Origin of the sequence: Streptococcus oralis, assembly GCF_001579025.1 — a bacterium.
Lineage (GTDB): Bacteria > Bacillota > Bacilli > Lactobacillales > Streptococcaceae > Streptococcus > Streptococcus oralis_X.
In genome coordinates this window covers 95,779-110,208 of sequence record NZ_KQ970235.1, presented here as the reverse complement: position 1 = coordinate 110,208, position 14,430 = coordinate 95,779, and the positions used below count along the sequence as shown (strand labels likewise).

The 14,430-nt window shown below is 32.3% G+C and carries 15 protein-coding genes; 9 read left to right on the top strand and 6 right to left on the bottom strand.

The window, feature by feature from the left end; translation table 11 throughout:
- The first annotated feature begins 418 nt into the window (after nt 1-418).
- The 7 genes from SORDD27_RS00540 to SORDD27_RS00510 all read left to right on the top strand — a co-directional run bounded on the left by SORDD27_RS00540 (nt 419) and on the right by SORDD27_RS00510 (nt 5,379).
- On the top strand, nt 419-868 hold the full coding sequence (locus SORDD27_RS00540) for a sigma factor-like helix-turn-helix DNA-binding protein (RefSeq protein ID WP_061426700.1): 450 nt from the start codon (nt 419-421) through the stop codon (nt 866-868).
- Between the two features lie 88 nt (nt 869-956).
- Nucleotides 957-1,271, top strand: coding sequence for a hypothetical protein (locus SORDD27_RS00535; protein ID WP_186822895.1), 315 nt, complete (start codon nt 957-959; stop codon nt 1,269-1,271).
- Nucleotides 1,271-2,359: a cell division protein FtsK gene (locus SORDD27_RS00530; RefSeq protein ID WP_061426696.1), complete on the top strand. Its 1,089-nt coding sequence runs from the start codon at nt 1,271-1,273 to the stop codon at nt 2,357-2,359. The genes SORDD27_RS00535 and SORDD27_RS00530 overlap by 1 nt, the downstream gene beginning before the upstream one ends.
- A 72-nt stretch (nt 2,360-2,431) precedes the next feature.
- The gene (locus SORDD27_RS00525) at nt 2,432-2,962 is read left to right on the top strand and encodes a hypothetical protein (protein WP_231069251.1); all 531 of its coding nucleotides are present in this window, start codon (nt 2,432-2,434) and stop codon (nt 2,960-2,962) included.
- A 202-nt stretch (nt 2,963-3,164) separates the two neighbouring features.
- The gene (locus SORDD27_RS00520; protein WP_061418095.1) at nt 3,165-3,818 is read left to right on the top strand and encodes a replication protein; all 654 of its coding nucleotides are present in this window, start codon (nt 3,165-3,167) and stop codon (nt 3,816-3,818) included.
- A gap of 13 nt (nt 3,819-3,831) precedes the next feature.
- Nucleotides 3,832-4,095, top strand: coding sequence for a helix-turn-helix domain-containing protein (locus SORDD27_RS00515; RefSeq protein ID WP_061426692.1), 264 nt, complete (start codon nt 3,832-3,834; stop codon nt 4,093-4,095).
- 66 nt (nt 4,096-4,161) lie between these two features.
- On the top strand, nt 4,162-5,379 hold the full coding sequence (locus SORDD27_RS00510) for a site-specific integrase (RefSeq protein WP_061418102.1): 1,218 nt from the start codon (nt 4,162-4,164) through the stop codon (nt 5,377-5,379).
- 376 nt (nt 5,380-5,755) lie between these two features.
- On the opposite strand, the gene SORDD27_RS00505 is transcribed toward SORDD27_RS00510, so the two are convergent.
- Genes SORDD27_RS00505 through pezA form a run of 5 tightly spaced genes read right to left on the bottom strand, consistent with a single transcriptional unit; the run spans nt 5,756 to nt 10,901 of the window.
- The gene (locus tag SORDD27_RS00505; RefSeq protein ID WP_061426691.1) at nt 5,756-6,343 is read right to left on the bottom strand and encodes a hypothetical protein; all 588 of its coding nucleotides are present in this window, start codon (nt 6,341-6,343) and stop codon (nt 5,756-5,758) included.
- Between the two features lie 11 nt (nt 6,344-6,354).
- Entirely contained in the window at nt 6,355-7,881 is a 1,527-nt protein-coding gene (locus SORDD27_RS00500; RefSeq protein WP_061426689.1) for a UvrD-helicase domain-containing protein, read from the bottom strand.
- Entirely contained in the window at nt 7,874-9,631 is a 1,758-nt protein-coding gene (locus SORDD27_RS00495; RefSeq protein ID WP_061426687.1) for an ATP-dependent nuclease, read from the bottom strand. Before SORDD27_RS00495 ends, SORDD27_RS00500 begins: the two co-directional genes overlap by 8 nt.
- Nucleotides 9,632-9,663: 32 nt before the next feature.
- Nucleotides 9,664-10,425 (bottom strand): type II toxin-antitoxin system toxin PezT, encoded by a 762-nt coding sequence (gene pezT, locus SORDD27_RS00490; RefSeq protein ID WP_061426685.1) that lies wholly within the window; start codon nt 10,423-10,425, stop codon nt 9,664-9,666.
- Nucleotides 10,425-10,901 carry a type II toxin-antitoxin system antitoxin PezA gene (gene pezA / locus SORDD27_RS00485; protein WP_061426684.1) on the bottom strand — a complete coding sequence of 159 codons (477 nt, stop codon included), beginning with the start codon at nt 10,899-10,901 and terminating at the stop codon, nt 10,425-10,427. Before pezA ends, pezT begins: the two co-directional genes overlap by 1 nt.
- A 240-nt stretch (nt 10,902-11,141) precedes the next feature.
- Here pezA and SORDD27_RS00480 point away from each other — a divergent pair, with 240 nt between their 5' ends.
- The gene (locus SORDD27_RS00480; RefSeq protein ID WP_061409705.1) at nt 11,142-11,855 is read left to right on the top strand and encodes a toll/interleukin-1 receptor domain-containing protein; all 714 of its coding nucleotides are present in this window, start codon (nt 11,142-11,144) and stop codon (nt 11,853-11,855) included.
- Between the two features lie 126 nt (nt 11,856-11,981).
- Here the strand turns inward: SORDD27_RS00480 and SORDD27_RS00475 are convergent, their stop codons facing one another.
- Nucleotides 11,982-13,430, bottom strand: coding sequence for an SIR2 family protein (locus SORDD27_RS00475; RefSeq protein WP_061426683.1), 1,449 nt, complete (start codon nt 13,428-13,430; stop codon nt 11,982-11,984).
- An 88-nt stretch (nt 13,431-13,518) separates the two neighbouring features.
- Here SORDD27_RS00475 and SORDD27_RS00470 point away from each other — a divergent pair, with 88 nt between their 5' ends.
- Nucleotides 13,519-14,418, top strand: coding sequence for a tyrosine-type recombinase/integrase (locus tag SORDD27_RS00470; RefSeq protein ID WP_061426682.1), 900 nt, complete (start codon nt 13,519-13,521; stop codon nt 14,416-14,418).
- Nucleotides 14,419-14,430: the final 12 nt, after the last annotated feature.

Sequence of the window (14,430 nt, the reverse complement as noted above, 5' to 3'; positions counted from 1 at the left end):
TTACGACTAGATAGATTTTTATATATTTTAGTGTTTGCGTTGACGTCGCATTGCAAAGCCAAAGCTATTTTTTATTTTATAAATTAAGATTCGTGTACACGAATCTTTTTTAAATGAGGTTGTCACCTCAAACACCAATTCATTCATAAAAATTTATTTTCAATTGTTCATTCCCTAAAGGGAATTATACTCCAAAATCAAGATCCTGTCAAGTTAAATTTCCGTTACAAATCTTTATCCTACCCTCCCTCCCCCACAAGTGCTGTGGGGGATTTTTTGTTTTTTCTGAACTTTTTTCACTTTTTAGTCCGAAAACTCCCAAAAAATCTCCTTATAAATAAGAACAACTGTCCAGCTCATGACACTAAACCGAGCAAGAGCCCATTCACTATTTTGTCCAAAAGAAAGGTAAAGAATTATGACAAAAAAACAGAACTCAAAACAACCCAAACCTGACAAGGTCGCTATCCGAAGAGAAAAAGAAATCAAGGAAGCGATTGAACGTGGCGACTGGAAAAGAGTTGTCCATCTTTTATCATTACCATTTGATAACGCAGAGAGGAAAGACAGGTATCATGGAAAACTCAGCCTCAATTTCATCTATAAGAGGAAAGAAATGCTTGACTTTCTACCTGACAATTCCAGACACTCCAATCCTCTTGAGTCACTCATTTATGAAGAAGATACCAAGATTGTCTATCAGACAATTGACGAGTTTGACGACATCGAACAAATCATTATCTTTGGTTACTTCTTTGAAGATAAAAATTTTACTCAATTAGCTGAAGAAGTTCACCTCAGTGATAAAACAGTCAAAAGAAGGCTAGAAAAATCGCTCAAACTTCTGAGGGAAAAACTTGAAGAATAAATAAAAAACTGTCCAGCTCATGACAGGAAACCGAGCTTGTCCCTTTTCAATTTTTAATCTTCATATAGAAAGGTAAAACCATATGAAAATCAAACCACAAAAACGCAAAGGCGGATACTCAAATCAAACAGCAGAACAATACGTGAATCTTCAAGCACCTATTCACTTGCTCAGTGATGAGCTTGAGCCACAACAAAAATTCGAGGATGGAAAGCCAACCGGTGAAATTGTTGCTTACAAGGCTTGGTTCGGACAAAAAGGGCTCCCGCCTTTCCAAGTTAAATTTTCAGAAGCACCTGACCTACCAGACTATCTGTCTTTGGTTTCCTTTGAAAATCTAATGGCATGTGAAGTAAACTATAATGTTTACTTCAAAGCAGATAAATTAAAAGAGGTAAAATAATGGTTCATTCTCTCACAAAAAGAGAGTTGGAACAATACTTGTTGCAGAGTCTGAACATGGGTTTAGACTCTGTTCTTCAAGGTGAAACATCTTATACCAACTCATTCGATATTGCAGTTAAAGAAGATGGATTTATCTTTATTCCACGCCTTCCTTGTGGCTTTATTATTGATGATGACTTATATCAGAAGGTTTTTCTAATCGCAAATGCCTCCTTATATCCAGAATATACTTTGTTAAAGCAAAATTCTGCTTACTTTATTGCATTAAAGACAGAGGATATTCATGTTCAGCGAGGCTTATTTTTTCCGTGGAAGAAGGGAATTTCTCAACGTCTAGTGATTTCAGACCTTGAACAGTTTACATCATCAATCAAAGGAAACGCTGTTCCTATCATGGAAAATCTAGTCGTTAATTACGATAAGGTAACATCTATCGCAATTGCTGGTAACTCAGGAAGTGGGAAAAGTTATGCTTTGACGTATTTGTTAAGCGTATTAAAAAATATTTCTGATTTGATTATCGTTGACCCAAAATTCGATACTCCTTCACGATGGGCAAGAGAATACCAAATTCCCGTCATTCATCCACACGAAAACCGTTCTAAATCTGATTTTGTGTCAGAAATAAATGAAAGTTTAAGTCAGTGTCTGTCTATTATTCATAAACGCCAAAGGATTCTCTTTGAAAATCCACGTCATGAATTTAAACATATGACAATCGTTATTGATGAAGTGCTCGCCTTGTCTGAGGGAGTCAATAAAAATATCAAGGATTCCTTCTTCTCTTTATTGTCTCAAATTGCATTACTAGGGAGAGCCACACGAGTTCATTTACTTCTTGTCAGTCAACGCTTTGATCATACTACCATACCAGTTTCTGTTCGAGAACAATTAAACGTTCTTATACAAATTGGAAACATTAATAAAAAGACCACACAATTTTTGTTTCCCGACCTTGACCCAGAAGGCATTGTTATTCCAATCGGCAAAGGAACTGGCTTAATTCAAATCATTGATAACGAACATCCTTATCAAGTTCTCCCCCTCCTCTGCCCCACCTATTACACTACGAAAGGAATTTTATAGACTATGATAAAAACGAATTTTCAAAAAACCATTCATCCAGCAACCACCCTTTTTATAATAGGAATCCTATCTATGCTTATTTCAATCTTATTGAGGCTTGGAATGAATCCCTTGGAAAACAGTATTTATTTCACATCTCTGTTTGATTTCCTGCACTTGCTTCACTTTATCAGCTCATCTATCTCTTTCTTGTCCCTTCTCTTATTCTTTGGATTATTTGGCTATGAAATTAAGATACGCCAGAGTGAAGACAGAATAGTTAACCTCTTTAAATCCATCATACAGACCTTTTCTCTTCGTCTTTTTCTGATTCAAAGAGAACACTCGGAATCTGTAGGCACAGGAGAGCAAGGAAACATAAAGAGATACAACCCCATCAACAAGCAGTTCAATAAAGCGATTCAGAAAGTAGTTGTAGATATAAGAGAGGGAAGTGCAACCTTGATTATTCCTGTTCCCAAATCTCAACAAGCTATTAGAATTCTAAAAGATTTGGAAACAATCATCAGTGAAGAAATTTCTAGTCGCAATCCAGACTATTATTTTTCACGGCCTGAAAGAAAGGGTATGGCCTTCTACTTTATCGGAACAAGACGCAATTGATTGGAAGGGCGCTTTGGCGCACGAAGTGAGCGCCACCTAGCGCCCTTCTGCTTGGTATATGGACTAACGGGTTACTACGACCCCGTTAGTCCAATAATCAATAATCACCAAAAATCAAATAAATCATGTTCCACATTCCGAAGACACCCCTCTAAATCTCCTTATAGATAGAAATACAATTTGAAAGCGAGACATATTGAATATGGCAAAAGAACAACGTTCTAATAAATGGGCTTTTCTTTTCTACAGAGAGAGCGCCCCAGAAAACTATTTGGAAATCCTTGAAGGTTTTCATATCCCCTTTATCTTATCACCTTGGCATGATAGAGATATCAATCGAAAAACAGGGGAACTTAAGAAAGCTCATAAGCATGGAGCCTTTTTCTTTGATTCGCTTAAAAGCTATAATCAAGTATCTGAACTCATCAAGGATAAATTAAAGGGGCCTGCTCATGTAGAGCCCATTATGTCTCCCAAGGGGATGTATGACTACTTTGTTCATGCGGAGAATCCTGAAAAGACTCAATACAAAATTGATGATATAGAAATAGGATGCGGATTTGAATTAGACAAATTCCTCATAAACAATAACAACGATGATTTTCTATCAGCCATCATTGATGTGATAGACAAGAAGAATTTCACAGAGTTTAATCATCTGGTTAGATATGCGAGAGAAGAAAATCCGATCTTATTAAGGCTTATCGTAGATAAAACTTACTTTTTTGCTAAGTATTTAGATTCACGAAGGTATAGCACAGACAAAAGCAAAATAACTTCATCAGAAAATTCTTTGACGAATACCCCGAATGAAACTAGTGACGTCATATCAAGCACTACTTCAATAGAAGTATAATGGAGGAAAAGCTATGCAAGTAATCTTACCAGATGAGCAAATTCATCAAATTCAACTTTTACTCTCTAATCTTATAAATAAAGAAATCAGAGAGCAATTAGACAAGAGCGGTATCAATAGCCCCTATTTGAACAAGCAACAAGCTTGTAACTATTTAGGTATATCAAACAATACACTGGATTCTTGGATTGTAAAAGGCCTACCCAAAATCAAAATCGGTAAAACGATTCGATTCCATAAAGACGCTATCGACCAATGGCTAAACTCACATAACTAGAAATATCAAGATTTTTGTTTTATAATAGTCATGATATTTTCTGGTTCGATACACAAGGAGAATATCATGACTATCACTAAAACAAAAAATGGTACTTATCGTTTAAAAATCTACATTCCAATAGAAGCTCGAATGCCACTTGGAATCGTCAGCAACAACTACTACGATAAACGATTCAAAACAAGAAAGGAGGCACGACAAGCAGAGATAGACTTACTCACGAAGTTAAACCAAATTGAAGACAATGCGTTTTCAGGACTAGGAAAAGAAGATATTCTTTTCTCAGACTTCTATAATAATATTTGGTGGGAATCCTATAAAGCAGGACAAACTACATCAACTTCTAAGCCACCAAGCAGGTCAACAATTGCTAATACCAAAACATGTTTTGAAAAGCATATACTACCACTTCTTGGCAACTATACGATTCAATTTTTAAACCAAAATAAACAGGTTATTCTAAATTTGATGACGGCAAAAGCCAACGAATATGCCAACTTCAAAACTTTACGAAGTTACGTTATTTCTATTTTTGATTGGGCAGAAGAACTTGAATATATTGAAGCAAATAGAGTTGCAAAAACTTTAAGACGAATTAAGGCTGTTAAAAAAATTCAACTTGCAGAATCAAAACGTGATGAAGATTTATATTTAACTCATGAGCAACTCCAAGAATGGTTCTCAGCCTTTAAAGAGGATTTAGAGAATGATAGAATATCACTCAAAGATTACGTCCTTTTCTATCTCACTTTTTTCCTTGGAGATAGAAAATCAGAAACATATGCTCTCCAGTGGAAACATATCGACTTTTCAAAATCTCAGATTCAGTTAATTCAGGCTTTAGATAGATACGGACAAGTAAAATCTACCAAAGGAAATAAAAAAACTATCTTTTCTATTTCTAGCGACTTGCTTCAACTCCTAACCTTATGGAAAAAACAACAAAAATATGAACTAGCAAAGTTTGGTATCATCAGTAATCCAGAACAATTCATCTTCACTTATATAGATACCAGAGGGAATATCAATAAACCCCTACATTCTGACTATCTTAATAATAAGATGCAAACTATCAGAAAGCGACACCCAGAGCTTACACACGCTACACCACATAAACTACGTCATACGGGAGCAACGCTCGCTAAACAGGCTGGAATGAGCTTAGAAGCCATTTCCGAAGCTCTAACACATAGCGACACAGGTACAACACAGATTTATGTCAATACTTCTAACGTAGTCCCTATGGCAGTCGGTGAATTTGCCTTAAAGTCTCTAAAACAATAAGGTTAAAATAAGGTAAACTTTGAGGTGAACTTTTTCAAAAAACACAAAAAAAGCACCCATGAGGTAAACTCTTGAGTGCTTTGAAATGTTGATATAATCGTATTGATTAACGTTTTGAGAATTGTGATGCTTTACGAGCTTTCTTAAGACCTGGTTGGAAACACTTCTATTTGAATAAGTTTCAAGATACGCTTAAAATCAATGTTTTCCCACGTTTTCAGAAAGAACGATTTTATCTAATTTGAATAACTTTCAGTTGAATGGTGTGAATTTTACCCTAAAAATACACAAATTGAGCTAGATTTTACCAAAAAGTTCACACCATTTGAATTGTTATTGTTTTGTGCATTTGTTATACGGAGTGAATTATCAATTATCACAAATATTTCTCAATATACTCTATGAGGATAAAAGGTTCTATATCCTTTGGAGGGAGACCTTTAGATAGAGTAAGACATTGTTTTGCTGTCCCTTTTCCTGGTCGATGGTAAAATGTTCTAATCCCTTGAAGAAACATTCCAAAATGCGAATGATGTTCCAAGGCTGTCATCTCATCTAAATATTTGTCAACATCTAAAGCAAATACATTTCCATAATACCTATCATCGTCAAATCGTGTTCTAGTCATATAATCTCGAATATCATAAAGCATGGATCTCATATTTCGATAATTGGGTGCTCCCACCAATGCTCGACTAGCTCTTTTTATACCATCAACATAACTATAAGCGTCGTTGAATGTACCAAAATCCCAAAACCTCTTAGTATCAAAATACTTGTATTCCAAATCTAACTGTGATTTTAATGATCGTAAGATAGTTAACGCTGTACTATTGTCATTATTTTTTATTGCCAAATAAGCTTCTTCGACTCCGGTATTATAAAAATCAATATGTTGATTGATTTCGTGGCCTAAAATCCCTGTAATATCAAATTGCAATTGTTCTTGATTTAAACTAATCATATATCCCCTCCTTATATAAAATCTTCAAAAGAAAATTTCCCATTATTGCTACGTAAGAATCTATTAATTTCATTAGTATAAATTGTCTGGTTGTCAATAATAATGACTTTTGATTTCGCTCTAGTAATTGCAACATAATGATCTTCAAATTTCAACTCTTGTTTGTATCGATCAATCAAATATTCTACAAAAATTACCACAGTGTCTGCTGCTAAGCCTTTTGAACCATGAGTAGTCATTATTAAATTATTACTCATTAAATTTGTATCAAACAATTTTTTATTATCCAAATTACTCAAAATTTCCAACAGTATTTGACTTTCTAACTTATCTTCATAATTTGTAATTAAAACATCTAAATACGAAGCTATTTCCTCAATAAGTGACTGTGTAGGTTGTTGACGAAGTCTATTTAATTTTTTTAAAAGTTCTTTCCTAAATTCATCGTTATATTCAGGAAAAAGATTATTCAATACATCATACTCAGAAAAGTCATCAAGAAAATAATATTTAGCTATACATTCCAAAAAAATGCTGTTAGTACATTCTATGAATGGATTTTTTCTAACACAATCAAATTTATTTAGAAAAATATCATTCAAATTCGTCACAGTTTCTTCAATGTCTTTATTATTTCCAATTAAAAAATAATTTTCTTCTTGTAAATTTATATCGCCATTATCAATTAAGTACTTAATAACATCTTCTTTTAGATAATCCTGATTAGGTTCTAAATATAGAATTGAACCCTCTTCTCTAATATTATCTATAATCACTTTAGGAGTCAGAGCTAAAGAGAAATCCACTATTCTAGGCAGACTTCTAAAATTCCCAATAAATCTCTCTTTTCTAAAATCATTTTTGTTTTTCCATAAATTATTTATATATTTGGGCGATGCACCTCTCCACTGATAAATAGATTGCTTATCATCTCCTACAATAAATAAATAGATTCCTAACTCATTTTTTAGATACAGAAATAAATCATTCATAGACTGGTCACAATCCTGAAATTCGTCAATATACAAAGTATTAAATTTATATTTTATATATTCCGACGCAGAATCTATTGTCTTCAAAATATCTAAAGCAACTTCACATTTGAAATTCTTGCCCTGTTGAGAAGTAGGAAAGTCGTAAGTCCCGAAAATACCATCTTGCAATATTTGTCTTATTCCAATGCTATAGTGGCTAAATTTATGTTCTATCCGAAAGCTAAACTGTACAGATGTTTGAATTTCGTATTTCTGATTAATAAAAGGAAGGATTATTTCTTTATCTAAAAACGAATCGATGGTCGATACAACAACGTTGTCCGGAATATCAACTAATTTCTGCTTTATTTCCTCCGTTGCATTTCGAGTAAACGTTATTGCTGCTAATTTTTGATAATTGTCTAGCTTTTTTGAATCACTTTTTAGCTTTTCAGTTAAAAAAGTTGTTTTTCCTGAATCTACGTTCGCTAAAATTAAAATATTTCCTTGGTATTCTAACAATTCTTTTTTAACATTCTTATCGTGTGTAGCAATATCACTCATAATCTAAAAACTCCGATAATACTTTAAAATAATCTGACTTCACAATTTTATGTGCAATTTCATTAGTAAGATAATTATCTATATATTCCAACATGTTGTACTGTTTACTACTTTGTAACCAATTTACAAAATCAAATTCACTCATTTCACTCCTCTCGCTATCGGATAAAACCTGAGCCAAGTCATTTTCTAAATCAACTTCTGATATAAATATTCCCTCTTCATTTAATTGAGATACTAGACTCCGGTTATTCGAATATAGTTCTTCTTTTTTAGACTTTATATTCTGTTTTCTCTCATCTTTGGAAGAAAAATCTATACGATAATTATCTAATCTAGGAGTCACACTTTGATCAAGCAAGTCAATACACCTATTCAAACCAATAGGAGAAAACATATGTTTATCACCACGACTAGCTTTTAAATCATTATCAGTTTTAATCCAAGTATAAATCCCTAATGCTCTATATAGCTCTGAATAAGGTTTAAAATTTATTCCATCAACTTGTAATAAGTATTTTCCATCAGACTCAAAATCGGGACTTACATATTCAAAAATAGCAGAAAATAGATAATATTCTGATGGACCTTCGACCAAAAGAATCCTATCATAAAAGATTGACTGTGCCAATGATTTATTTAATTTTTTCTTTAAATTTGAAAATTCATCAGGAACTGTGTAATAGACTGATTGCCCCGTTGCACCTTGTTGATTGGTTATCTTAATGAGTTGAGTATTATCCATTTCATAAAGAACTTCGGCTGAATGAGTTGTTAGAAAAAAGTATTCATAAATATTCTGAACAAAAAGTTGTTTTGAAAGAGAAATTTGAACTGAACGATGTAAGCTATTCTCTGGTTCCTCAATTAAATAAATTATTACCTTGTTGCTATATTGTTTTTCTGAAATCAAATGATTAATAGCATATGATAAAAGTTTTTTACGACCGTCTCCCGATGTCGGATAATTGTTAGTATCATCATTCCAGTTAATGTATGGCGTAAGATTATCTAAATATCCTGAGATGGATATTTCTGATTGAATTTTAATTTCTAAATTTTCTTTACGATAACTTTTATAGGCTTCAGTCAACTGTGATTGAACACGAGTGATTAAATGTAAGTTAGAAATATTCTCATTTAGCTTTTCAATATTATTCTCAATCTCTTCCTCAAGCTTTACATCCTCGTCAGTTTTAGAATCATCAGAGAACAATAACCTTCTATTTCGCTTAAAAAAAGAATCTAACTCTATAGCGGGATTTACATAAACTATTTGAAATATTTTATCAATGTCACTTCTTGTACCATATTGGGGGACTTCAACTAAATTATCTAGTGTTGAACCCCAGCTTAATACCGGATTTCCAAATAACTCTTTCTCATTGTAAACTGCTTCTAATGAGATAAAGAATGTGTCTAAGCTAGAGTTATTTCTTGCTCCAGCTACCGTTGAAATTAGAAGGCGAGAATGTGAAGTTTTTAGTAGTTCTTCATCTCCCTCCATTTTTCTATCAGACAAATCAAGTTCAAGTTGTATTTTTATAGGTCTACTAGTATCATGTTTATGATAATCTGATTTAATGAAACCCTTATTTCTGATAGTTCTATCCAAGAGGTATCTTATTGCGAATAAGAGATTTGTTTTTCCTGAATCATTCATTCCAAATATTACATTTTTATTTGACAAATCAATCTCAATAGAACTAAAATTACGAAAATTTTCAATTACTAGTTTTTTAAATTCCATAACTTCCCCTAATATTTTTTAAAAAAATCGAACTACTTGGTATTTAATGAATTCAACCGTTCCTGTCCCAACTTCAACATCTCTTCCTCCACCTTACTCCATTTTCCAAATAGGCATTCGTGTAGAACTTCTGCTGCTGAGGTTTCGTCTACTTGCGAATCATAAACACACGATTGATCTCTTTGATAAATTTGAATTTGATTAAAAATTTTGTCATTTTCTAACTCTCGTAAGTTATCAACTAAATCTTCTACAATTCCATCATGGTGTTCTTTGGGAGTTGCTCTCGCTTGACTAGGATCTATGGCGTAGAGCTCCTCATAACGTATCAAAGTACTGAGATAGGACAATTCTGGTTTGGTCGCAATTAGTGCAAGTGAGACTTGATATCCTTTAGTTATCAATAATTGTGCTGTTTTTCTAGGAACTTCTGTTGTTCTCAAGGTGCCCTCGATTAACAAATGATAACCTTGTTTACTCAATTCATCTACGAGATATTCAACCATTTGGCCCGCAAATACTTTGGTATAATCCACACTATCTTTTCCATACTTTTCCTGTAAGCCAAGGTAGTTCGGATGAAAAGGGCGATAACTATCTCCATCAATGATAATGATATTGCCTTGAAATTCCCTTTGTTTCACACGATGAATCGTTGTCTTACCAGCACCACTCTGTCCCCCGAGCAAAATAGCTTTAGGCTGAGATGAGGTTGTTTTTCCACGAGTTAAAGAACGAACGAGTCGTTTGGATGCTCGTTCAAAATCATCTTGACTAAATTCTTCTAGTTTCATTAAGCCACCACCAGATGACTAGCTTGTTCTAGCATACGTTCAATGCCATCCAAATAGCCATTAAATCGCTCTATATCCTCAAAAGTTGCAACAAGATAAATCCTCGTGTTAATCAAATCAGACAAATCATCGCTCATTAGAACCCAAGGATTAGAAGTATCATCAAATGCAATTCCTTGTTCATCTTGAAAACGATAAAGTTGCGCTAAGATATTCGCCCCTCGTTCTTTAATCATTTCAATTTTCAGAGTTAACTGATAATCTTCTACTGGTGTGAGCATTTTTTCCTCTCCTACGATATCGATATAAGAAACATTAAATTTCTTACAGATACGATCTATTAATTCTGTCGAAACTGAACTTGTCCCATTCTCATAACGACTCAGACTATTTCGAGAGATACCAATAATCTTTGCGAATTCAGGTTGAGTAAGATCATGTGTTTTACGTAATATTTTTATATTTTCTCCAATCATAAGAACCCTCCTTTTATTTATTTCTATTATAGCACAAAAAAGACAAATGCACCATTTTTGGTGCATTGTTGCCGATAGACAGAATTCCACATATTTAGTTATTGAAGAAAAAGTACTATGAAGCTGTTCAAAAAGTCTTTAAGAATATAAAAAAGTAAGAAAACTACAATCGAAAACATATTGGAGATATGAATCTATGGTATACTAGTGATAATAAATAGTTATCGGCAGGAGAGAGATGTGAGAGAATTTCAATATTTCATAAGTTATTCAAGAGATATTTACTACGAATTTGTAAATAATCTGAATAATACGTTAAATGAAATAGGATTAAAAACCTGGATTGACAAATTTGAAATTAACATTGGAGATGAAATAATTGATAATCTATATACTGTACTCGATAAAAGTGCTGATTATTATGGAATTATTTTTATATTCGATGAAACATTCTTTAACAAAGCATGGTGTATAAAAGAGCTAGATTATGCGATGAAGAAAAGGATTCCTTTTTTTCCAATATTGTATAAAATAAAAAAAGAAGATATTCCTAATGAATATACTTTCTTAAAAAATTATAATTTATTAACGGTATCATCGTTAAAAGAAACTGATTATATCGTAGATCGCTTTATATTGCTGCATTTGAACAATATTATTTGCAGAAATATTTCTAATTTTTCAATTGACAGTTATGTTGGTAATTTTTTATTAGAACAAATTCGACATACTACTGTAAATAGTATTGATGCTATTTTTATCCTAGATAACTTCTCTCAATATTTGAGAAAACAAAAACAGTTGGGGAATTTTAAACTAACACATGAAATCTTGTTTTGTATTGCAATAACCAGACTATTAAAAGAACGTTTATTTAGGAAAGATTTCCAAGGGGAGTACCATTTTAAAATATTGGAAATCATCCAAGAAATATATATTAAGACGTTTCTATAAATGTTCAAAATAGCCTTAGAGAACATTAAACATATAAAACTAAAAAACAGAGATTCACCAAATTGAAATTAAATGGTGAATCTTCTGTTTTTATTAAAGTAAAAAGCTTTATATACTGATTTATTATTAAAGTTTATCCATGATGTAAGCATCTCTGATGTGCTTAATGCAATCAATAATAGTTTGAGATAAAATTTCAGGATCTTTTTCTATCAGTAGCTTATCTAGAAAAGGAGTGAGGTAAGAATATTTATCAATTTCAGATAAAAGTGTTTTGTATACTTCTAAAGAGCTCCAACCAGTTGAACCTACGGGAATAATAAATCTATTTTGCTTTATAGCCCTGTCAAAATCTTCTAGTACTCCCTTGGAGTTAGATAAAGTTCCGTCATAGTATTGATTTCCAAAGACAAATATAACTATACCTGCTTCTGATATCATATTATCTTGGAATCTTTTCTTTGCCGAACTATCAATATGTTTATCGCTACCTTTAATTAATGGGAGAGTTTTAATTTTTAGATATTTCGAAATATCAAGATTTTTATCATTAATAGCGGTCATCACGCCATTAATCACCTGTGGTCCTACACCTTCTATATTACCGTTACCTACTATAATTTCATTAGCAATTAATTTATATCCTAAAAGATATAGGAACTCAGTAGCACTATCTTCATCCCATTCTCCATAATTTCTACAACTTCCAGCAATAAATACACTATTAGTTAAACATAACTTATAAGATTGATTAAATAGTTCATCAATCTCATTATAATCTTCAATCAAAATAGTATGAATACCATATCTTTTTAAATCATTTATTTCGTGCTCTTGTTTTATCTTTCCGTATTCTAATTCACTTTCAGGGTCTTGGGAATTTTCAAACATATCAATGGTCAAAGTTTTCCTAAAACAATAGTGCATCCTAATATTTTCTCCGATTAATAATCTAATTTTGCTTAGAATTTGCTGAATATCTGGATCATTTAAACTATATCCTACAAATACAAATGTTTTACTAATCAGATCTCCGCGTAGTGTTTGAATAAAAAGTTTGTGACTCTTATCAAAACTCTCGTAATCATCACGAGTCAATATTGCCTCATAGGGTCTAGAAATATCTCCATGAAATTTATAGACAGTCGCATCAATATTTGGAGGGGTAATTGACAAATCATTATTATCAATCTTGATGTCTACACGTTTTCCAGCTTTCTTCAAATTATCTTCAATTAAGTGGTCATAATTAGTTGTCCAAAAAGTTTCAATGGGCATGCTCGTTAACAGTGTTAGCAAATTATTATCTTTAGAGTCTTTTGTAAATTCTTGTATTAATTTTTGTGAAATCTGATTTTTTGATTGTGCAGAATTTTTGTAATATTGTGCAACTGAAATTAAGTCATACTCTTTATCAATATTTAGTCCAATCGAATCAGAAAATTTCCGTAATAATTCTTTCCAGTTTACATAACCTGAGGGAACAGAAAGTCCTGCACCAGCAAAAATTGCTGCATTATTTTCTAACATTGCCGCACTAAAATCAGAAATAAATTGTTTTTTTAGTTTTTTCATCTTTCTCCTACCGATAACTATTTATTATCACTATACAAAGCATCCAAATAAGTTTATAATAGCATGATTATTGATAAAGGAGTTATTCATGGATTATACACTTATTTCTACTTTCTTAGACCACTGCGAAACTCATAGACGCTTAAGTTCACATACGATTCGAGCCTACAAAAATGATCTTTTGCAATTTTACAATTCAAATTACAGCAGTGTGGAAACTTATGTTGAACATTTGACGAAATCCAATATTAAATCTAATACATTACGTCGCAAAATTGCTAGTTTGAAGGTGTTTTACAGCTACTTAAAATTTCATAATTTAGTTGATGAGAATCCTTTTAATCAATTACGTTTTCAATTTAGAACGGAAAAAATATTACCTAAAACGATTCCTTATGATATTTTGAAAAGTATTTTTTCACATCTAGAACAGAAAGTTGCCTATTCAAAAACTAAATATCAAAAACAAAAAGCTGAAAGAAATTTGCTAATCATTTCCCTATTGCTTTCAACTGGTATTAGGATTTCCGAACTTTGTCATATTCATCTTAAAAATATTAATCTTTCAAATAGGACTCTCCATATTATGGGAAAAGGTAAGAAAGAACGTATCCTATTTTTAGGAGATCAAATAACATTTAGCTTACTAGAAGCATATATAAATAACTACTGCTTTCAACCCAGTGACTACCTATTCCCTGGAAAATGTTCTTTCAAACCATTGTCAGAGCAAAGTGTACGTTTAATTCTGAATACCCTTGTTAAACAACATAACTTAACTACACCTATTACCCCCCATATGTTTAGACATAGTTTCGCAACAATGCTTCTAGATAGTGATGTAGATATTCGATACATTCAACAAATTCTTGGACATAGTTCTATCTCAGTCACACAAATCTATACTCATGTATCTCAGTCAAAGCAAAAAGAAATTCTAACTCTCTGTAATCCCATCGCTTCGATTCATTCACAGTCAAAAAAATAGGGCTACCTTCAT

Bases quoted from the DNA above. Each gene is read 5' to 3' on its own strand.
- SORDD27_RS00540 (WP_061426700.1), top strand. From the start codon at position 419: ATGACAAAAAAACAGAACTCAAAACAACCCAAACCTGACAAGGTCGCT.
- SORDD27_RS00530 (WP_061426696.1), top strand. From the start codon at position 1,271: ATGGTTCATTCTCTCACAAAAAGAGAGTTGGAACAATACTTGTTGCAG.
- SORDD27_RS00525 (WP_231069251.1), top strand. From the start codon at position 2,432: ATGCTTATTTCAATCTTATTGAGGCTTGGAATGAATCCCTTGGAAAAC.
- SORDD27_RS00520 (WP_061418095.1), top strand. From the start codon at position 3,165: ATGGCAAAAGAACAACGTTCTAATAAATGGGCTTTTCTTTTCTACAGA.
- SORDD27_RS00515 (WP_061426692.1), top strand. From the start codon at position 3,832: ATGCAAGTAATCTTACCAGATGAGCAAATTCATCAAATTCAACTTTTA.
- SORDD27_RS00510 (WP_061418102.1), top strand. From the start codon at position 4,162: ATGACTATCACTAAAACAAAAAATGGTACTTATCGTTTAAAAATCTAC.
- SORDD27_RS00505 (WP_061426691.1), bottom strand. From the start codon at position 6,343: ATGATTAGTTTAAATCAAGAACAATTGCAATTTGATATTACAGGGATT.
- SORDD27_RS00500 (WP_061426689.1), bottom strand. From the start codon at position 7,881: ATGAGTGATATTGCTACACACGATAAGAATGTTAAAAAAGAATTGTTA.
- SORDD27_RS00495 (WP_061426687.1), bottom strand. From the start codon at position 9,631: ATGGAATTTAAAAAACTAGTAATTGAAAATTTTCGTAATTTTAGTTCT.
- pezT (WP_061426685.1), bottom strand. From the start codon at position 10,425: ATGAAACTAGAAGAATTTAGTCAAGATGATTTTGAACGAGCATCCAAA.
- pezA (WP_061426684.1), bottom strand. From the start codon at position 10,901: ATGATTGGAGAAAATATAAAAATATTACGTAAAACACATGATCTTACT.
- SORDD27_RS00475 (WP_061426683.1), bottom strand. From the start codon at position 13,430: ATGAAAAAACTAAAAAAACAATTTATTTCTGATTTTAGTGCGGCAATG.
- SORDD27_RS00470 (WP_061426682.1), top strand. From the start codon at position 13,519: ATGGATTATACACTTATTTCTACTTTCTTAGACCACTGCGAAACTCAT.